A 22,325-nucleotide genomic window follows, 5' to 3' on the forward strand; every position below is an offset into this window, starting at 1 on the left:
GCATAACGCTATATATACCATTTTTCCGCCCCAAGCCTTATCCCTCGTGGATAAGGTTTTTTTGTTTTTTTTGCTGTTTTTACTAAATAATTGGAACCTTCTGACCGATATATAACTCTAACTGACTTAAAAGAAGGAGAGATGATACTTAATGCAACAGAAAAAACGGCCATTAGTATGGGTCATGTTGGTCGCCATGGTGTTCTCATTGTTCCCACAAGGACTGTTCGGTGGATTCGTTGCTTCCGCAGCGGATGATCCTGCTTCAACTGGGCCGAGTACAGCCTCTTATTTCATACCGGATTTGAAAACCTTGCGAGAGACATCTGATCTTTCAATTGATTCTACGATTACGGGCAAGACGTTCCTTACCAGAGATAAAGCCTATGTAACTAAAGATTCAAAAATTACGGTTACAGGTACATTCTCGGGAGTTAGCACGGACAACTTGAAAGCTTCTGTAGAACAGCTAACTTTATCTAGTAACAACACTAAATGGACAGTAGATGCAGGAAGAACGAGAACAGGGAGTATTTTAGCTGATGCGGGTTCTCAAGCGGCTCCTAAGTTTACAGCTACATTAGATCTATATCCAGGGTTTAACCGGGTTACCCTAACTGGAAGTGGATTAAATAATGTTGAGCGGTCTAATACATTTTATATTTTATATGAGGAAACCCCATTAATTGAAAAAATGACTGTAACGACAGATTTCACCACAGGGAATGGACAAGAATTCAACCTGAATGGTGTATCTGAGACAGTAGTGGACACAAAAGATGTTACTTTTGGTTTAACACTTCAAAATGCAAATAAGGTATCCCTTTCTATTAATGGTGGGGCAAAAGTGGATGCTTTTGCAACACAGAATAGTGAGGTTAGCCAGAAGTTCTTTACTCCACCACTACCACTTGCAAGTGGTAAAAACAGAGTTGTATTTGACATTGTTGGCCCGTCAAGTTCAATCACTGTCGAAAGAACGTTATATTACTTTGACAAGAACCAGTCATTTGCAGACCTACAGATTACTATTGGTGGAAGTGCTGGAGAGAAGAAGTCTGTTCTTAATAACAAAGCTAACTTCTCAACACCAGGAACAACAGCTAAACTGTCTGGTCAAATCATAGTGCCTTACTCTACAACACCATTTGATGGTAATACAGGTATTGAAGTTAATAATGAGACCTATCCTGTACAAGTTAAACCTAGTGAAGAGATCCTCATTACGGGTGCTAACGGGACTGACTATCAGTATCGGATGATAACTTTCGAGGGCACTGGGGAGTTTCTTCTTGCAGCTACAGGTGGCATAGTTAACAAGAGTCAGCCGATTAAAGTTGTTGGAAAATATGGATCATTCAATACGGGCTACACAGGTGAATTTACGTATTCACCAGATAGTAAAGACATTACGAATATTTACTATCTACCTGGTTACACAAGTGGACCAGTTGATTCAAAAGTTCTCTTGAACAAAACCGATTATACGAAAGTCTCGGATAATACTTTTTACATCTTGGTTGAGTCAACTCAAACAATCAAGGGTGTAGACATCAATGGTAAGTATCTGCCTTCATTGACGTCCGCTCTTGACATAGATACGGTGGACTCCAGTGATGCAGGGCTCGAAGATACTCAACAAATCTATAAGGTTAACAAGATGTCAGGTGGACAGCAGAAGATTAGTTTCTTTTATGGAGATGCAACTAAAGCACCTGAATTGCCCTTCGTAGGGTGGGTAAGTTTTGCATCAAGTAGCTCGATCTATATTGAAAATCTTCAAGACGGACAGACGTTTACATTCAATTCAGGTAATAACTCTGCCAAATTAGAGGTCATTGGTAAGTATCTTGATTTCAGAAATGTGCATAATGTTGATGGGCCGAAAACTGGTTTCAAATCAGAATTACAGGTAAACGGTAAGGTAGAAAAACCTACGACAGGGTTCCCATCTTCAGGTGGTAATAACTTTAAATTCGATCTAGGGATTACAAAAGATGGCCCTCTAGGCTATGGCCAGAATATCATTCGTATTACGGCTACAGATGAGGATGAGAAGGGTGCGCCAGTAATTATTACGAGAACAATTACGGTGTATATCATTGATGAGAATGTATCTACTATTGATTCATTTATGCCTACGGCAGTACCCAAATCTTCTAATGCACGTGCGCCATTTTATGAGAAGGAAATAACTAGCTATACTCCTGAAGAGATGAGTAACATCTTTGCAGTGACAACTGATTTTGCGTTCAAAGAGAATAAATACGTAACAAGTGAGGACACCTATGATCTCGTGTTCCGAGGTGGAGGCGCACAGATTGCGAATGTATATTTCGGATCTGAGTTGATTTTCCGTCATGATCAGACGAGCACAGTGACACTTGATTTAGATAAAGAAGGGCCAGCACCGCAATCGAAGAAGTATGATTTTGCGGGAACGGAGAAACAATTCATAGCTCGTATCAAAAACCTGAAATTTGATTCACCAGGAACTCAGGTATATACACTAGAGTTAATCAACAGCACTGGTGCAAGAACAACACAAAGGCTCGAAATTGTACGTGAACCATCTTCATTCCGTATTGTCGCTCCACAGCCGACAGTTGGGGATAAAATTGTTGTCAACAAAAACTATATCCGATTCGATATCGAAGCGGAGGGTGCATCCCGAGTATTAATTGACAAGAATGTGGCAACAAAACGTACAGATATGAACAATCGATATATCTATGATTACGTTGGCTTGAAACCAGATAAAGATAATAAGATCAAAATTTCGATTGAACGAGATGGTAGTACAATTAATGAAACCATCAATGTATTCTACACAGGCGCAGTAACCGTAGATAGTCAGTTTATGGCTCCTAAAGTAGCTAACAAGTACACCGTGTTTAATAAGGAATTAACATTATCTTTCCCTAAGGGCACAATCCTTCAAGCGAAAGTGGATGGAGGCACCAAGTTCTACCCTGATAATAAAATTCTATTTGGTATTGCTGATCCACTAAACGGTGTACTAGAGCGTAAGAATGACTACGGAAATGTAATGAATATTGACCGTGACATGAGAACCGTTCGTGGAGAGAGTGCTATTGCTCTGCGCGAAGATTTGATTAGTGCATTTAGTTCAACCAATAATACAGGAAACTTTACGTTGATCTCAGATGTATATTGGATTAATGGTGGTCTTGGTGAGATCAATAATCTACCTTATACAGATGGAATACCACCATACTCAATTTATGGTTATTATCCTGAATATCCAACTTCAAGAATTCTCACTCCATCACAGAGAGGGAGTCTGACGCTGAAATATGATCCTAGTATTGTTGATGAAGTTGGTTCAACGATTACAGTATTCCGCTATACAGATGTAACCGACCAGAAACAATGGATACCAATCGGTGGAGTTGTTGACACTAAAGCACACACGATTACTGTACCTTTTGATGAATTTGGTTATTATAAAGTCATGAAGCAAAGTAGAAGCTTCCAAGATGTAACTAACCACCCTTGGGCTCGTAATATGCTGAATGCACTGTATTCCAAAGGCATCATGAAAGCCCTACGTACAGGTGAGTTTGGTGCAGATGATCAAACCACACGTGGAGAATTTGCCACATTGCTGGTCAAAGGTCTGAACATCCCACTGAATTATGACGAAAATAAACAAACGTTTATTGATGTATCAAAAAGAGCAGAGAAGAACTCTTGGAGCTTTGCTGCCATTGAGACAGCGGCTCGTGCGGGTATTGTAACAGGATTAAGTGATGGATACTTTGGAGTGGAAGATCGGATTACACGCGAGCAGGCGGCTGTAATGATTGCGAGAGCGATGAGTAGCAAGCTTGCGACCAACGATAGCAAACTTGCATCTGCTCTTGCTAAGTCGTTCCAGGATTCCGGTTCTATTGAGTACTATGCTCGTCCAGCAGTACAAGCTGTAACCAAAGCTAAAATTATGGAGGGTAGTCCTGTAACAGTAACGGGTTCTACTAAGCAGCAATTCCAGTTCAATCCAAAGGGGAATCTGACACGTGCAGAGGCTGCCAAAATTGCAGTAGAATTACTGAAGAAGAGCACGAAGTTATTCCCTAAAAACTTGAGTTAATTCATTAAAGATATCGATGCATTTAGGAAGGACCTGTCCCTTACACTAAAAGGGCAGGTCCTTTCCTGACTGTTCATCATTCTGTAAAGAACACTTTTATAATAGAAGAAACTGATTTTTTACCAATAACTAATTTTGTAATTTGCTAGAGTTTAAGATACAATAACGGTAAATACACAATGATCTAGAGGGTGAAGTTAGCTAATGAAACCGATTTATTCAAAAGCTCAGTTGGGCTACATGAAGGCAAAGACACAGTTCGAGAAGCAGGCAGTCATTCTGGAGAAAAAGTTGGAAGATACACGTAAGACACAAGAGATCTCTCAGGAAGTCATGGAAGGACTTGTACAGTCTACTGGATTCCATGATGCATACAATAATTTGGTCTTGGCTGAGAACGACCTGATTGAATGGTCTCATACAACAATGAAGCATGAGAAAACATATCGTGAGAACAGACTTCCAATCGATGATATGTATCTGAGATTGAATAGTGATCCACAAATGCGTGCCCAAATTATTGAACTTGCGATGAAAATTCGCTAACCAATATAGCCAAGTTTATGCAAAAGCATCCTTTCGAGGGTGCTTTTTTTATTTATGGAATTGAGAAAAATGTCGATTCACGGATAAGGTTGGAGGGTAAATTTAAACGTTGGCATTCAAGTGGAAACAAATCCTAAGTGCTGGAAAAGCTGTTGTATCAATGGTTTACGAAGGTTTTGAATTCCTAGAAGACCCGCACCGAAACGGTACATAAATAAATTCAAAACTTTTTTTGTGGAATCCGCAACTTTTCGAAATCTACTGCGTTTAAGATGTAGAGTCAAAAACATTGGGGAACTTACCAAGAATGACCTTGTGAAGAATCTTGTCTATTTATTAGAAAAAATTGCTTTACGACTCGCAAGACCCATTGTATAATACGTAGGTAGGATTAGGAAACTACTCTATTTACGTGTGAATTTGATTCACGAACTAGTTTACAAGTTTCTGTGATTGCTCACAGACATCATTTATATTAACTTGCTCAGAACTCTGGAAAGGGGGTGCCACAATAGAATGAGAAATACGAGCAACCCTATTAAAGAAAATTCCAATGTTATGAACACCCAAGGAGGAGAAAAAAAGGTTATGAAGAAAATTTTATCCGTAGCGTTGTCTACAGCAATGGCATTCTCAATGTTTGCATCTGTAGCATTCGGTGATACTGCAGTTTCACCACAACAGAAGTTTGATGCATTGAAAGCAAAAGGTATCTTCAATGGTTATCCAGATGGTACAGCAGGTCTTGAAAAAGACATGACTCGTGCTGAGTTCGCTAAAGTCATCACTAAATTGCTCGGCCTGAAAGAAATCACTGGTCAATTGTCTTACACAGACAAAAACTACACAGCTAAGAACTGGGCTGTACCTTACATCGAAGCAGTAACTGCTGCAGGTATCATGGAAGGTAAAAACGTTGAGAAGAAAATCTTCGACTTCAACGGCAAAGTGACTGTGTCCGAGATGGCTACAATCCTTACTCGTGCACTTGATCTTGAAATCCCAGCTGAAACTAACAACAGCGCTCCTGAGTGGGCTAAAGGTTACGTTCAAGCAGCAATCAACGCTGGATTCTTGGATGCTAACGCTAACTTCGCAGGTAACGCTTCCCGTGAATTGCTTGTAGGCGCAGCTTACGTAATTGACGAAGCTCAAAACCTGAAAGTATCTTCTTACACAGTATCTGAAGCTGGTAAAGTAGTTGAGTTCAAAATCAGCGACGGCGAAACTGTAAAAGTAACTTTGGATAAAGCTCTTGAAGCTAACAAAGAAACTGAAGTGAAATTCACTTACAAAGATAAAGAATTCACTGAGAAAGTTACTTATGTAGTAACTACTGCTACTAAAGTAGAAAAAGTATCTGCAGCTAACCTGAAAGAAGTAACTGTTAACTTCGATGGTACTGTTGACGAAGATACTGCTACAGACATCTCTAACTACTCTTTGAAATCAGGCAAAGCGATCGAAAGTGCTACATTGTCTGAAGACAAGAAAACAGTTACAGTTGAATTGGTTGGTGCACTGAACAACAATAAAGTTGACTTCTTGAATGTATCCAACATTAAAGCTGGTAATGTTGTAGTGAGTGCAAAAGACGTTGAATTCTCAATTTCGGACAATGAGCTTCCTGAAGTGGAGTCAGTTAAATCTTTGGGCACTAAATCCGTTAAAGTAGTATTCAGTGAGCCAGTACAATTGCCAGCACAAAGCAACTTCGAGCTTGATGGCAAAGCATACTTCGGCAAAATCACTCAACCTACTTTGAGAACAGTTGTGTTGACACCTTACAACACTTCAGCTCTTACTGTTGGAGATCACAAACTGACTGTAGTTGGCGTTAAAGACTACGCTGGTTTTGTATCCCTGACTTCTTCACATGACATCACAGTTGTTGAAGATAAAGAAGCTCCAACAATTACTGCAGCAACAGCAACTTTGGAAAGTGTAACTCTTACTTTCTCTGAAGAAGTTGATCCAGAAACACTTGATTCAGGTAATGTATACTGGAAATCCGGTACTGACAAAATTAAAGCTACTGGAACTCCAAAAGCATTGGCTGACAACAAATACAAATTTACTTTTGACAAAGCAAATGCTCTGCCAACAGGTGCTGTATTGATCTATGTTGAAGGAGTGAAAGATTACTCTGGAAACCAAATTGCTAAGGACACTTCAGTTACAGTTAACGCTGAAATTGATCAAACTCGTCCTGAAGTAAGAAAAGCAGAAGCACTTAATGCTAGACAAATTCAAGTTACATTCTCAAAAACTCTTCTTCTTGATTCTGTTAAAGAGTTTAAGAACTACACTGTAACTGATAAAGACGGGAAAGTTGTTGCTGTTAAAGACGCTAATCTATCTGGAAAAGACAACAATGTGATTACAATTGATTTGTATACTGATTTGTCCACAGGTGATAACACAGTAACAATCAAAAACATCAAAGACAACACAAGACTTGGTAACACAATGCTTGATTACAGTGGTAAAGTGAACAAGGCTGATGTAACGACTCCTAAATTGGATTCTAAATTAGTTAACCGTGCTTCCCGTACTGTAATTGTTGGCTTTGATAAGAAAATGGATCCTGCAACACTTGCTGACTACTCAAACTATCATGTTCAACTTAATGGTGAAAGAGTTACATTGACTCCTGAATTGGCTGATATTACTGTATTGAATGACAGCAAAGCGGTTTCTATTAAATTCGTTGAAACTTACAAAAACCAAACTGTTGCATTCCGTGCCGATGACTCTACTACACAAAGAAATGTACAAAAATTGTTTGTTCTTGGTGTAAAAGATACTGCTGGAAACCTGTTGAAACAATTTGTTGATAACAGTGGTTTGAATGTAATTGATACAACTGCTGATATTACTGCTGGATTGGCTGATTTTGATAAAGACTATCCTTCTTATGAGGCCGCTCTGACAGCACAAAATACAATTCAAGTGAAATTGTCCTCTAGCGTTTCATCAGCTCCTAAAGATGCATTTACTGTAACTAAAGCTGGTGCACCGGTAGGAATTAAAGAAGTTGTACTTGATGGAACTTCAGTTGTTAAATTGGTATTGGATAAAGACTATGGTACTGATGCAGGAACATTGAAAGTATTTGTTAATATCGACAGACTTGGTACATTGGCTGGATTCTCTACAAGCGTAGGGGTAAAAGAAGCTAAAGTATTGGATAAAGTTGCACCGGTTGTTAAACCTAATGTGACTGGAGGTTTCCAAAACTTAACAGTTGTTGGCGAAACTTTCGATGTAGTATTCTCTGAAAATATTACATTAGATGCTGCTGCTAACAATGATCTGCTTACTAAAGATTTCGAAGTAGTTCGTTATTATGACGGTAAAACTTTGGTTCCAGGTGTTGACTTTAAAGTAACTACTGTTGGTGCTGATTTTGTTACTATCACCCTTCTAGATACTGCTAGTAGAACAACAACTACAAAATACACTGTTAACTTTACAGGATCTAAGTATCTCACAGATGTTACGAATGTGAAAAACCAAGCTGCTGCATTTAGTGGTAAAGAAACTAATGGTACTGTAACAGGTACTGCTGCACCGACTTTGACTACAGTAAACTCATCTTATGCTTCTAATAATGATGGTGTAATCAAAGGTCTGGATGCAACAAAGGTTTATCAGTATAGAAATACTGATGTTACTCCTGTAGCATGGTTGCCAGTAACAGCAGGTAAGACTGAAATTGATGGTCTAGCTGCAGGTACTTACAGTGTAAGAGTTGCTGCTTCTGGAACTACTCCAGCAGGCGCTGTAACTACAGTAACAGTTGCTAAGGCTACAAATACTGTTGCAGATACTGCTCTAGAAGCTGCTAAAGATGCGGTTGCTGCTTATGTCGCATTGCCTGTGACTACTAGCAATGAAATTACTATTGCTAAAGCTTCAGGTGTAATTGCTACTGGTAAGATCGCAGAAGCTGTAACTGCAGGTGCTCCAACAGCAGATACAAACGCTTTGACAACTCAAGTTACTAATAAAAACACTGCTATTGCTACCGCTGAAGCTACACTTGCTGATACAGCTGCAATCAACGCTGCTGCAACTGCACTTGTTACACCTACAGTCGCTGTTGATGGCTCTAACCTAGGTACTCTTCCTGCAACAGGTGCTGATGGAGTTGCTATCGCTTGGTCTTCAGAAGATACAGGTGTAATCACGAATGCTGGTGTTTACGCAGGTACAGGTACTGCAACATTAACTGCTACACTTACTAAAGGTACAGGTACTCCTGCTACAGTTACATTTGAGGTAACTGCTAATGCTACTGTTATCACTGAAATCACTAAAAACTAATTAAATTATGAGACAATGTTACTCTAATGAGTAGCATAGTCGAATGAGAAAGACCCTGTGGAGAATAATCTCTACAGGGTCTTTTTTAATAATATTCAGTATCTTATGAACATACTATAGCCTTTGAGATCTAACCCTCTCTGGAATGACAGTATTATTCATTATTAACGAGTTGGAAATAAAATGGCACAATGATCTAACTTTTGAGTACTTTACGAAGATAAACAATTTCTTCAACTTGTTATTTACTAAAACCAACAACATCGTAACTTTCTCACTCTCTCAAACGTTTATACTATAAAGCAACAAGCAACTTATGGGAGGTTTGGAAGTGGAGCAAAGGAAAGTTTTAGTGAGTCTTTTGACGAGCGCCTTGGTTTTGAGTTCAACTGCTGGAATTACAGCTGCAGCGAATACTGGTAATAATACGGATAAAACAACTACCAATAGTTCCAATACTACATCTAGTAAACCAGCATCAGAGAACAAGGTAGTACATACGTTAGGGAACTTGTCCCCTGTAAAGGTAACTGCACGTAGTTCAGTTAGATTAACTGACGTAAACATTCTCTCTCAAGATGATGGTAAAGTGGTTACGTACACACTGACATATAAGAATAATGATAGCAAACCATTAATGATGCTCGATTACTGGAGCAAAGTGAAAACAAAAGGTGGAACGAGCTTCTCCCCCAAATTAATAGCTAAGGATCAAGAAAAGAAAACTGTTGCTGCTGGATCAAGTGTAGATCTAACCTATACAATGAAGGTTGGACGCGAAGTAAAGCTTAGTGATCTGAACTTCCTGATCGTAAAGTGGGATTTCAGTAAGCCTAATTATGAAAGCACACTCGGGAAATTTAATGTTCCTGCATCCTATAGCATTACAACACCTGTAGGAAAAACAAAAACAGTTCGTCTGAGTGACTCATCAGTAAAAGTGAAGGTATCAGGTGTCAAGATTTTCCCTGGGGAAAACAAGAATCAATATGTTAAAGTCGGTGTAAACCTCAATAATATCAGTTATAAATTACTTGAAAACCCAAATATTAAATGGATTTTGCGCACCCCAAGCGGAACCAATTATCCTTTAACTCCAGATAAAGATAGTGCAAGTATCAGTATTCAAGCTCAAGCGAACAAGACGCTTAGTTTGATGGCATCCTTGCCTACCTCAGTAAAGTTATTAAAATCAGAACTACTGCTGGTAGAAGAACAAGGTGAAGAGAAGACAGCACTGCCTGTAGCAGCACTTCAACTACCAGAAGCAAGCACATCAAAAGTAGAAACCACAGAAAATGAACCTAACATCATCTCTGTTGAAGGTCAAAGACTGTCAACGTTGCTTGAATCCGCAAAGATACGTGTAAATGACAGCGACTATGATTTAAATATGCAATTTGTATTCAAAAACGAAGGTAAGAAGGCTATTAAAGTACCTACGTACACCTTCGAAATTCGTACTGAGGATGGTACCGTTTATCCTATTGATACGAAAGCATTAGATTCGTTGAAGTTGAATCCAGGAGATATCAAGACGATTAAATTGAACACGACGATTCAAGGTATTGGTGATGCAAGTCAGATTAAGTTGTACGCAATGAGTCCTGTAGATAAGAATGAGACTACTGAAAATGCGAGTCCATCTAATCCGATTGTATTTTCTTACCCTGTTGGAATCTATGCTATTCCAGAGTCTGTATCAAGTGGGGATGGTCTAACAACGGAAACCGTGATTAAGAACAATAAAGGGACATTTGGTGTATCCTTAGGTTCATTACAACGCTTACCTTGGCTAGATAGTGATATTGTGGCGGCCAAAGTTACAATTCGTAATGCAGGCACCAAAACGGTACAGCTTCCAGAGCTTGAAGCGATGTTTACGATTGATTCAGCTCAGATTGATGGAGACAAGAAACTGATCTACACTCAAAGTGGAAAACTCCTTGGTGCGGGTATGAGTACAGAAGCGTATCTATTGACGAAGATACCTTCAGAACTGCGTATGGGACGTCTTGAGGTGAGTCTGATTGAGAAGGTAAGTGAAGAAGAAACGAATGAGTGGATTACGCTTAACACATCTGGATTAATTCAACCTGTATCATACGTTGGAGCTGGTAAAACTTACACAACTGGGGCTGCGGATAAAGAGACTGAAATGAGTGTACGTAGAACGATTCGTTATCCTGGAACATCATCAGATACTGTATATACTGAGTTTGAGATGACCAATAAATCACTCCGTCAGAATGGAATTGGCAAATTAGTTGGTTACTTTAAAACGTCAGATGGTCAGTATTACAAAGCAACGTCTAAGCAATCCGAACGTTCTCCTGGGCCGGGTCAGAAGTCAACTGTTACGTTCTCGGCTAAACTGCCGAAGTCAGTTACATTCTCAGATTTGCGTCTGCTTGTAGGTGAAGGGATTGCGGATAGCAAGTTTGTTACTGGTGACGGAGAAGCTACCGCTTATGTAAATGCAATGGCATTCGAGGTACCGCCTACTACTATAAGTGTTCAAGGTAACTTTACTAATATTGATCTTTATCCATATGCATTAACTGCAAATAGCGTGCGTGCATATTTGGTAGGCAGCAATTCTGTACAAGTTGATATGAATTACACGCTTAATCGTAGTGAAGAGATCGAGATGGCAGAGTACGAACACAAATGGATTCTTACCTTTACTGCTCAGAATGGGAAAGTATTCGAGAAAGAACTGACTCCAGGAACAGATGTGAAAGTAGGAAACAATCAGACATTAAGTTGGAGTGTAGAGGATAGCTTTTTCGAAAAATTAAGAGGCGGCTCTTATCGCTTAGCTTTGTATGACCAATTCCAAGGACAACGTTTGCTTCTTGCTGAGCAAGCTTATGGATACGATGTGTCCAAGTTACCAAAAGAAGAGCCTGAAACTCCTGTGATCCCTGAGGGTGGGGTTGAATAAGGTAATAAAACAAAGTTACATGTATTAAGAGATTTTAGTTATCAATTTGCCAAGCAGGCATCCAAAACCTCGTCTCTAGTGTAACGGAGACGAGGTTTTGCTTGTCGCATGGCGCTTTTTTCACTATAGTAAATATTAGATAGATTACCAGAGGAGGAGCATAGACAGATGAAACCTTATATGAAAGTATCCCTGGCCGCGCTCGCGATTGGTGTAGGCGTGTGGGTTGGGTCGGTATACAGCAATACTGCAATTGGTGCAGGGACAAGTCAGCCAGGAACAGCAGATGATCCCGTGGTGACTAAAAGTTATGTAGATCAGCAGATTCAACAAGCCTTGGGTGGTAAAATTCCGACAGGTGAAAATGCAAATACGGGTAGTAACAGCAGTGCTGGAACAGGAAATACTGACACAGGTACAGGTTCGACTCCACCTTCTACAGGTAGCACAGGTGGAGATACGACGCTTCCTCCATTAGTATCCGGTGCTTCCGAATCGCTGGAGATTGTAATGGTGAAGCCAGGTCAACAGCTTATCGGTGCAACTGGGGCGGAGTTCATTGTACGTAGCGGTAAAGCTGTGATCGTCAGTGAGGGTACGAATGGAGTAGCCGATCTGACGGACGGGATAGACCTGACGAATGGTCAAGAGGCACCGACCAATCATCTTCTTTCTTTTCCAAAGGATGGCCGTGGCATTGCGGTTCTTGACGGTAACAAATACAGTCTAACTGTGATGGTACGCGGCGGATATACTCTGAAATAGAGTTTGCATAAGTAATAGAAATTATTCATGATTATGTATAAACGATTGCGCAGATTAACCAGTTCTAACAAACATTTATACGGCTAACCGGCCTGCTTCTGGATCAATCTATACCTGTAATCAACCAATAACCGGAGGTGCAGGAATAATGGCTAGAAGCAACCGCAAAGTGGTACCGGAAAGTCGGCAAATGCTGGATCAGATGAAATATGAGATTGCAGCGGAGTTTGGTCTGAATGTTGGATATGGCGGAAGAGGCAGTCTTGCTGGTGCAGATACCGAATTTGGCTCTGAGCTGGGCGAGATCAATCACTCTTATGGTCAATACAAAGGCTGGGGACATCTGACTTCCCGTGAGAACGGATCGGTTGGTGGAGAGATCACCAAAAGGCTGATTCGCCAGGCAGAGCAGCACTTATTATAGATATTCTTTCATATTGAGTGGTTTGACACTACTTGACAAATACGATAAGATGGCAGTTGAGGTATGCAACCTTTTCCATGGTAGGAGAAGGTTGATTTTTTATTAGGGCAATTACCTGAAAAATCCTTATCTTCGTAACTTAGGACTCCGGGTCCTTTATTCCGACTGGAAAGCTTCGAGGGTACAGTGAACGAACCACCGTAAATGTTTTGTTCGGGCAATCGCCATACTACTCGTTATGGGAGGTTGAAACTTCAATGTCTATTAAAGGCCGGCATCTATTCACATCGGAGTCTGTAACAGAAGGACATCCGGATAAAATTTGCGATCAGATCTCGGACGCCGTGTTGGACGCGTTCCTTGAGAACGATCCTAACGCTCGTGTGGCTTGCGAAGTTTCCGTAGCTACAGGTCTTGTGCTTGTCATTGGTGAGATCAGTTCAGCGTCTGAATACGTGGACATTCCGTCCATCGTTCGAAATACAATTAAGGAAATTGGGTACACCAATGCCCAGTACGGTTTTGACTACAACACTTGTGCAGTACTGACGTCTCTTAACGAGCAGTCTGCTGATATCGCACAGGGCGTAAACGCAGCTCTTGAGCACCGTGATCCAGAGCAAGTTGCGCGCGAAACAGAAAATATTGGTGCTGGTGACCAAGGGTTGATGTTCGGTTTTGCTACGAACGAAACACCTGAGCTCATGCCTTTACCGATTGCATTATCTCACCGTATTGCACGTCGTTTGGCAGAAGTGCGTAAGAACGGTACACTTGAATATCTTCGTCCAGATGGGAAAACTCAAGTAACGATTGAATACGACGGTGATAAGCCGGTACGTGTTGATACGATCGTTGTATCCACGCAACATGCGGAAGAAATCACACTTGAGCAGATTCAAAAGGACATCAAAGAACATGTACTTGTGCCTGTTGTTCCAGTGGAATTGCTGGATGAGCAGACTAAATATTTCATCAACCCAACAGGACGTTTCGTTATTGGCGGACCTCAGGGAGATGCAGGCTTGACTGGACGTAAAATCATCGTAGATACTTACGGAGGTTATGCACGTCACGGCGGCGGTGCGTTCTCTGGTAAAGATCCGACAAAAGTAGACCGTTCTGCTGCATATGCAGCTCGTTACGTAGCGAAAAACCTCGTAGCAGCAGGTCTTGCAGACAAAATAGAAATCCAGCTCGCTTACGCGATTGGTGTAGCCAATCCGGTATCGATCAACGTAGATACATACGGAACAGGCAAAGTCAGCGAAGAGAAATTGGTTGAGCTTGTACGTAACAACTTCGATCTTCGTCCGGCTGGCATCATCCGTATGCTGGATCTGCGTCGCCCAATCTACAAACAAACTGCTGCTTACGGTCACTTCGGCCGTACAGACTTGGATGTACCTTGGGAGCAAGTGGACAAAGCAGACCTTTTGAAATCTCAAGCGGGTCTGTAAGTAGTATTAGTTAGCTAATCAAAGAGCCTTAGTCCTCTAAAAGGATTAGGGCTCTTTTGGTTTAGAGAGTGCTCTAATCCTTTATCTTTACTTGCTTTATTTTCCATATCGCTAAAAGAAATCTCTGTTAAACCCGATATACAGAATAAGGTCTGTATAATGAAGATGTAGGTCAATTTGATTCGGATGAGGAGGAATAAGACGGTGAGCACAACAAGATTGGCTCGTAAAGGTATCATTTTTCTACTTGTTTTATTGTTGACTGTTCAAGGCAGTTTAGGGTTCTTAAGTAATAACAATAAGGCATACGCAGCAGAAGATGATCCACGTTGGGAAGAGATATTATTTGAATCAACCGTTCCAGCAGTGAACGCTGTGGACGTAGATGGTAAGGAACCTTTAGTGATTAACTTCAAAGAAGCGGTTCAAAAGGGGAATTCCGACTTAAAGCTGTACATTGATCGTTATCAAGATAGTGTACCAGAAGAGGTAATCGTCGTTAATAGTGAAAATATTCTAATTGGAGATCCTTCTACTGATCCGGCAGTACCTGCTAGTAGTACGGGAACCGGAACACAGGTAACAATTAAACACAAAGAATTACCCGGTGGTACATATTATGTAATGTATGATGCAGGTGCTTTTGTTACGGTAGCCAATAATCAAGGCATAGGATCTCCTTCATCGGGGCTATGGAAGTTTACGACTAAAGGGATAGGTACAGCAAAACCAACAGCATTTTCCCCTCTGAAAGGTGCCAGCTCCGTTCCTCTTGCTTCGAATATTCAACTTACCTACAGTGAAGCAATTAAGGCGGGCGCAGGTGAAATTCAGATTATGCTGGGAAATAGCGTATTCGAAAAATTTAATGTGAAAGATACGAATCGAGTTCGTATTAACGGTAGTTCTATCACCATTACACCATCCAATAATTTCGAGAATAAGGGTACATACTCAGTTGTTGTTCCAGAAGGTGCACTACGAGATGTTAGACAAGGTAATGACGTATCAGCCATTGCACAAGGCGAATGGAGCTTTACAGCGTTTCAATCTGATCCTACTGCATTGACAGTGACTACCTTGTCTCCAGCTAATGGAGCCAGTGGCGTTCCCTTAACCGGGGATTTGCTTGTAACCTTTAACAAGGACTTAGATCAGAGTCTGATTGGACGGATTACTTTAAAGAATGCAAATGGTTCTGTAGTAGCCACTACCCCGTCATTTGTAAGCTCGAACAAAAGACAATTGCGGATTACGCCAAGTACAAGTCTTACTAGTAATACTAGCTATTCAGTAGATATTGCGGGAGGAGCCTTGCAGGATTCAACGGGTAATATATTCGCTGGTTTGAATGGAGCGACATCATGGACATTCCGGACGCTCAGCCCAGATACCAAAGCTCCGGTCATTAAGACAGCTAAAATGCACGACAATTCAACCATTCGTTTAACGTATGACAAATGGCTTAGTAGCATTAGCCCGCTGAGCAACAGTTATACTGTTACCGTTAATGGTGAGAATCGGAATGTTAGCTCTACTTACATTTCAGGTGATAGCGTAAATGTTGTACTGGATACAGGTGTGGCCGTAGGACAGGTTGTACGGATTGCTTATGCTCCTAGCACGACAGGCAATCGCGTGACTGATCAGTCTTTTAATGCTGCGGCTGCATTTGGCGCACGAGATGTAGAAAATGGGTTAGATTCCGTTATGTCGAAGCCACGTGAAGGCAATGTGTACTACAACACACTTACGCTCTATTATCCTGAGACAGTCTATATTACTTCGAGTGATGCAGCGAGACAATTCAGTGTAACGGCAGATCAATCGAATGTAGGGATTAATAGCATTTCAATCAATAATAGTTCTGTCGTGACTTTGAATCTCAGTCGCTCCATTACGGATGGCGAAGTAGTTCGTGTGGCGTACACACCAGGCTCCTGGCCTGTAAAAGATACACGTGGACAAACACTTGCAGGATTCAGTGGTTTCTATGTTCGTAACGCAATTGATACCAAACCACCTGAGTTCAAGAGTGCAGAGGTCAGTGGTAACAAATTATGGGTTCGCTACAATGAACCACTGAAAACGACAAATAAACCAGCGAATAGCCAGTACTCTGTTCTAGTCGACGGCAAGCCGGTCTTTGTAAATGATTCTGAGATTGAAGACGATCTGATTACGTTAACACTTGCCTCAGCTGTGAAGGATACACAAAATATTTCATTATCATATGTTCCTGGCGCATTACGCTTGACGGATCTGAATAATAATCCTGCAGGATATCTCAATTTAACGCCAGTAACGTATACTTACGGTAACGGAAAAATCCTGTCAGCTACGATCCAAGGAGACACGGTTCAGATTAATTTCCGAGATGCCATCCAGTCTCAGACGGCATTAACGGTTGCTCAGTTCAGTGTTGCATTGAATAATTCAAATGCACCCGTATTGTCTGCTTCTGCTTCCAACTCGGTGGTGACACTGAAATTGGATATGTCAACTGTTGGGGTAGGATCTACCACAACGTCACAGACAGGAACGGTGAGTTATGTCCCTGGCGCTGTACCCATCCGTGATATGTCCAGTGTAACTGTACCAGCATTTGGGCCACTTACATTGCAGCAGACAACCAATAATAATGGTAGTAGTAATCAGACGGCAAACCGTCCTGCTTGGTTGGCAGAATTAGATGCATCAAACTATGGTCAGCCACTACTTGTGATGAACAATAATACTGCCTCAGCTGCCGAATCTACGATGTCACGTAATAACCGTTCGACTCGTCAATTCAATATGGATGCAGCGAAATTGATTCAGGCTTTTGAATATGCTTCAACCGTTGGTAAACTTAGTCAACCCGTGGTATTCGAGATTCCAGATAGCGAAGCCTCTGCGTTTGTTGGGTTCCCATTGAATGCATTGACCCAGCTGGCTGCAAACTATCGTACAGGCACGATTGGAATAAAATATGGTGATCGCCTCTGGACGGTGCCATTATCTAATCTAGATCTAGCAGCGATGAGCCGGAGCGTGGGGACAATTGGGGCATCTACTGCAATTACGCCAATTAATACAAGCATAACAACAGGATCGAGGGGACCATTTTTCTATGTTCAGCTTGAGACAGTACCGGTACTAGCGTCAGGAACAATGGATGGAATGCTTATAAACTCAGGAGCACAGAAATTAGGTAATAACACGGATGTGTTCATGTTTGCTTTTAATAGTAATAATAATCAACGTATGGAATTGAATACTAGAAGCAATTTGTCTATGAAATTACCTACTAATACGCCTACAGCTACATCAGGGTTTACGTATATCGATCCAATTACTTTAATTTTATCCAATGTGCCTAGTTCTTTTAAAAACACTGCTGGTGGACTAGTCATCTCAGGGCAACTGAATGGCAATCAGACAATAGTTCCTGTAAATCATATTGTTAGTTATCGGGATACAGCCTCACACTGGGCGAGCGAGGTTATTAAGGAGCTTTCGGCTAAATGGATCATTAGTGCACCGAATGGTTCCTACTACCGTCCAAATGAGAACATTTCACGTGCAGAGTTCGCTGAATTAATTGCTAGAGGACTAGGATTAAATGGAGAACCAACTGCTGCAAGTCGTTTCCCTGACGTTCGCAGTGGGAGTGTCACGAGCGCCTATATTGGTGCCGCTGCTGAAGCAGGAATCATTACAGGTAATACCGATGGTACGTTCAAACCAGACCGTCCTATTACTCGTGAACAGATGGCCATCATGATGGTTCGTGCCTTGAATTACGGAGGTAAGCAAACGGTGTTGAACTCTTCATCGACGTCCATTTTAGCGAAGTTCAATGACAACAAGAAAATCCAATCCAAGGATTCTGTTGCCAAAGCGGTGCAGGAGGGAATCATTCAAGGGATGACATCGAGAACATTCGAACCCCAAGGTAATGCGACCCGTGCACAAGCTGCAGTGATGTTAAAGCGTGTATTGGATAAGTTGGGGTATTTGTAAAGGGTATAGATTAACAAGTAGTAATACGATTCAATCAAAATTAAAGCATAGAGATTAATTGATAAGAACACCTCAAGAAATTATATTTCTTGAGGTGTTCTATTTTTTTAGGTGTAGGTCTGGCTTACGTCTTAAGTATTGCTTACAGATACCCTCATAGTCTGAATATTTTTTATGTCTATATGTATGATGAATTCTTGTTATCTGAATTAAAAAAAGGAGAATAATCCCAGAAAATAAGGACCATCTTACTATTACCTAAAATTAGGAGAATGCCGATATTAATTATTCACAATCCATTTTAATATCTCTTAAGGGATTCGATGGATAAAAAACATAAAGGAGGAATTTGATTTCATGAGTTTAAAAAAAGGTTTTATTGTTTTACTGATGGCTGTATTGTTGATTGGCACCATATATCCGACAACCGGTTATGCTCTATCTGATCAATCTGATGAGATCGTCACAATGGAGGATGACATCGAGAATGTCGATGTCCTTACAGAGGATCCAGCTCTAACAGACGAGGAAAATTTGGATGTTAGAGATCCGGATGCCCACGAAGAGCCAGAAGGTGTAGACGAAGATAATAATGAGTTTGAAGATGTAGAAGGAATTTACGAAGAACCAGAGGACGTAAACGAAATTATTGAGGAACCAGAAGGTGCATCAGAGGTAACTGATGATACATACGAAGCAGATGTTTTCGCTCCGCAAGCTATGGCTCTGGCAGCTGAGGATATTTTGATCATGAACCCCGGAGATTCCTATACGTTTACGAATAACGGAAGTGCTGCAAGATCGTTAAGTACGAATGCGTCGACCTCAAGAAGCAGTGCTTACGATTATGTTGTTTATAGACCGGATGGGAGTATTATGGGCGAAAATATGAACTCTATTAACAATTTGTCAGTAGGGTCAGGTTATACAGCTGTAATTACCTCAACGGGGCAAAATCCGTTTACAATGACAGTCCGTTCAGAGTTTTCTTATAGCGTCTCAGCCAACCCGGCCATGCTTAGGGTTACTCTATCCAATGGAGAGAGTTATCGCTATTTTAATAATGGCACACAGTCAAGAGTCTTAAGTGCCGATACTTCCACAGCTCAGGATAGGAGGATAGACTACGCTTCTTATAAAGAAGATGGTAGTCTAGTGACTTCAAATTTCCAAACGACCGGGAAACCTTCACTTGCAGCAGGAAACGAAATGATTATTACTGGTGCTGGTTCACAGCCTGTTAGTGTTGGATTTCCCTACGAAGTTTATAGCGGTGAGTGGACCGATGAGCCAGCGTATACTCGAGTGACACTTAGCCAAGGCGAAAGCTACCAATTCACCAATATTAGTGCTAAGTCCGATGCGCTTCAAAGCGATGGTTCCACCAGAGATAAGCATGATTATGTCGTTTATCTTCCAGATGGCACGGAAAGTTCCACTGGTACGAATACATCCACTAAGCCTACGGTAGCTGCTGGGAGAACCGCTATAGTGACCTTGGTAACAGCAACACCGGTAACATATGGTGTGCCGTATCGGACATTTGATGTTCAGAAAGCTGGTGGTGACGCCATTACTCGAATTACCGTTTATCCCGGTGAATCCGTGATTTTTCGGAATAACGGTTCCTTGGCCAATCCGATAAAAAACAATGCAAGCAGTTCCAATGGAGCCGTTTTTGATTATGTCCTGTATACAGCAGAAGATATTGTTCATTCAGATGGCTTCAACAAAACTACGAATCCGACCATTCGTTCTCAAGGTTATGCAGTCGTGACTGTAGCTGGTCAAGTTCCGATTGAGTTTAGTTACACGGATGATTTCTCCGTTGAAGAAAGCATGGAACCTGCCTACCATCGGGTAACACTGAATCAGGGAGAAAGTGTGACATTTTGGAATAACAGTACTGACCGAGAGTATCTCGACAGTGATGCGTCCGTCAGCCAAGGACGGTTATTTGATTACGTAACATATTACCCGGACGGTACTGAGCGGAGCACAAGAAAGGCAACGGCAGTTAGTCCTGTTGTCTTTTATGGAAATAAAGCTGTAGTTACGGGTGTATCTGCGAAGCCTGTAACCATAGGTGCAATTTATACGATTTTTGATGTAGAGGATCGACCGAATGAAGCGCTCAGTAAAATTACTGTGTCACCAGGCCAGTCGGTCAAATTCCATAATGGGGGTTCACTTAGCAACCCGATCCGCAGTAACGCCAAAAAAATAGGTGCAATGTTTGATATTGTCGTGTATAAGGCAGACGGCAGAGCACATAGCGACAAATTCAATAGCAATGTAAGTCTCGCTACCATTCCTTCTGGTGGTGAAGCCATCGTTACCGTAGGTGGAAGTACACCTGTGTTATTTGAATATACGGATGACTTCTCTGTAGTGGATAGCCAGGAACCGGCATATCTACGTGTAACGTTGAACAAAGGTGAAAGCTATGCTTATACCAACATAAGCTCTGATTCGAAGAGGCTACGAAACGATGCTTCCAGCAGTGCGGGGCGAGTGTATGATTACACGATTTACAACGTAGATGAAACAGTATCGAGCAGTAGATCAGCCACAGCAATCGAACCTCTTGTCCTGGGTGGCAAAAAAGTTGTTGTTACCAATGTCTCAGATCAACCCATCACGTATGGTGGCATTTACCGTGTTTTCCGTGGACAAGATGATCAAGTGCCTTCACCAGAAACGGAAATTACAATTAATCAAGGACAGAGCGCAGTATTTACGAATCCGAGTGCACAACCCGCACAGGTTAACCGAGTTGGAGTAACCGATTCTATTGTGGATTTCGTAGTCTACGAAGCAAACAATAAATATCAGTATTTAGTGGTAGGCTCAAGTCTTGATACATGGGAAATTCCAGCGGGTGGAACACTTGTCGTCACTGTAATATCTTCAGAACCGGTAACCATTCAATATACCGTTCCTGTGACAGCTAGCCCTAGTCAGGAGCCAGCGCTCATCAAACGAAGTTTGGAGCCAAATACCACAATGTTGTTCTCGAACTCATCAACTTATTCATCAGTGCTCTTTACATCTCATGTAGAAGCACTAGCCTATGATTACGTTATACGGGATCAGAACCAAGTGGTTGTAAGGGAAGGTAAGAATGCGGTAGGGTCACAACACATACCTGGAAAGTCTAATATTCAGGTGCATAATCAGTCGTCCCAATCGCTGAAATTTGTAGCTCCTTACCGTCATTTTACGGTCAAAGAACCAGAAGTCGAGTTTCTGACGTTGTATGAAGGTTTGGAAACAGCGCTGCCTGATAAGCAACAAGGAAACGTGTACTATCGCTTTAATCCTTACGGTACTGGTAAGTATCGAATAGCGATTAAAGAGTCAAAAGATTTTTCCGTTGAGCCTTGGCTTGAGTTATATACAGATAAGGAACTAAGCAGTCGATTAGCTGCTTCAGTCGAACAGGAGCAGGTGTATGGGGAACAGTATACCGTGCTGGAGTGGGAACTCGAAGGTGGACAGAACTATTATCTGAAGTTAGGCGAGAAGGATGGGAAACCAGTCCAAGGTGAAATTAAAGCAGCGGAAATGATCATGCGAAGTGATAACAGCTACGAATACGGCTATGGCAATCAACTGCTTAAAGTAGTTTTATTTACAGGAGATCAAATTGTATTTGAGTATGACCGTAATGGTAATTTGACGAAACGAACGAAGAAAATCTTCCCGTTTAACTAAACGATTCTCTATAACTAG

9 protein-coding genes are annotated in these 22,325 nt (G+C 41.3%); all 9 read left to right on the forward strand.

The window, feature by feature from the left end:
* The first annotated feature begins 151 nt into the window (after window positions 1-151).
* The 9 genes from MH215_RS21320 to MH215_RS21360 all read left to right on the forward strand — a co-directional run bounded on the left by MH215_RS21320 (window position 152) and on the right by MH215_RS21360 (window position 22,307).
* Window positions 152-4,114 carry an S-layer homology domain-containing protein gene (locus MH215_RS21320; protein ID WP_239293204.1) on the forward strand — a complete coding sequence of 1,321 codons (3,963 nt, stop codon included), beginning with the start codon at window positions 152-154 and terminating at the stop codon, window positions 4,112-4,114.
* Window positions 4,115-4,318: 204 nt separating this feature from the next.
* Window positions 4,319-4,660, forward strand: a complete 342-nt coding sequence (locus MH215_RS21325) for a hypothetical protein (protein WP_239293205.1) — start codon at window positions 4,319-4,321, stop codon at window positions 4,658-4,660.
* A 516-nt stretch (window positions 4,661-5,176) separates the two neighbouring features.
* A complete protein-coding gene (locus MH215_RS21330) occupies window positions 5,177-8,989 on the forward strand; it encodes an S-layer homology domain-containing protein (RefSeq protein WP_239293206.1) in 3,813 nt (1,270 codons plus the stop codon).
* Window positions 8,990-9,320: 331 nt separating this feature from the next.
* Window positions 9,321-11,936 carry a hypothetical protein gene (locus MH215_RS21335; protein ID WP_239293207.1) on the forward strand — a complete coding sequence of 872 codons (2,616 nt, stop codon included), beginning with the start codon at window positions 9,321-9,323 and terminating at the stop codon, window positions 11,934-11,936.
* Between the two features lie 168 nt (window positions 11,937-12,104).
* Entirely contained in the window at window positions 12,105-12,701 is a 597-nt protein-coding gene (locus MH215_RS21340) for a hypothetical protein (protein ID WP_239293208.1), read from the forward strand.
* 148 nt (window positions 12,702-12,849) lie between these two features.
* The gene (locus MH215_RS21345) at window positions 12,850-13,125 is read left to right on the forward strand and encodes an alpha/beta-type small acid-soluble spore protein (protein WP_239293209.1); all 276 of its coding nucleotides are present in this window, start codon (window positions 12,850-12,852) and stop codon (window positions 13,123-13,125) included.
* A gap of 257 nt (window positions 13,126-13,382) precedes the next feature.
* Window positions 13,383-14,585 (forward strand): methionine adenosyltransferase, encoded by a 1,203-nt coding sequence (gene metK / locus MH215_RS21350; protein ID WP_239293210.1) that lies wholly within the window; start codon window positions 13,383-13,385, stop codon window positions 14,583-14,585.
* Window positions 14,586-14,789: 204 nt separating this feature from the next.
* Window positions 14,790-18,590 (forward strand): Ig-like domain-containing protein, encoded by a 3,801-nt coding sequence (locus MH215_RS21355; RefSeq protein ID WP_239293211.1) that lies wholly within the window; start codon window positions 14,790-14,792, stop codon window positions 18,588-18,590.
* Between the two features lie 357 nt (window positions 18,591-18,947).
* Entirely contained in the window at window positions 18,948-22,307 is a 3,360-nt protein-coding gene (locus tag MH215_RS21360; protein WP_239293212.1) for an RHS repeat domain-containing protein, read from the forward strand.
* Window positions 22,308-22,325 lie beyond the last annotated feature (18 nt).

The sequence above is a fragment of the Paenibacillus sp. ACRSA genome, assembly GCF_022346845.1.
Lineage (GTDB): Bacteria > Bacillota > Bacilli > Paenibacillales > Paenibacillaceae > Paenibacillus.

Coding starts and splice junctions, on each gene's coding strand:
- MH215_RS21360 (WP_239293212.1), top strand. CDS start 18,948: ATGAGTTTAAAAAAAGGTTTTATTGTTTTACTGATGGCTGTATTGTTG.
- MH215_RS21325 (WP_239293205.1), top strand. CDS start 4,319: ATGAAACCGATTTATTCAAAAGCTCAGTTGGGCTACATGAAGGCAAAG.
- metK (WP_239293210.1), top strand. CDS start 13,383: ATGTCTATTAAAGGCCGGCATCTATTCACATCGGAGTCTGTAACAGAA.
- MH215_RS21330 (WP_239293206.1), top strand. CDS start 5,177: ATGAGAAATACGAGCAACCCTATTAAAGAAAATTCCAATGTTATGAAC.
- MH215_RS21340 (WP_239293208.1), top strand. CDS start 12,105: ATGAAACCTTATATGAAAGTATCCCTGGCCGCGCTCGCGATTGGTGTA.
- MH215_RS21345 (WP_239293209.1), top strand. CDS start 12,850: ATGGCTAGAAGCAACCGCAAAGTGGTACCGGAAAGTCGGCAAATGCTG.
- MH215_RS21320 (WP_239293204.1), top strand. CDS start 152: ATGCAACAGAAAAAACGGCCATTAGTATGGGTCATGTTGGTCGCCATG.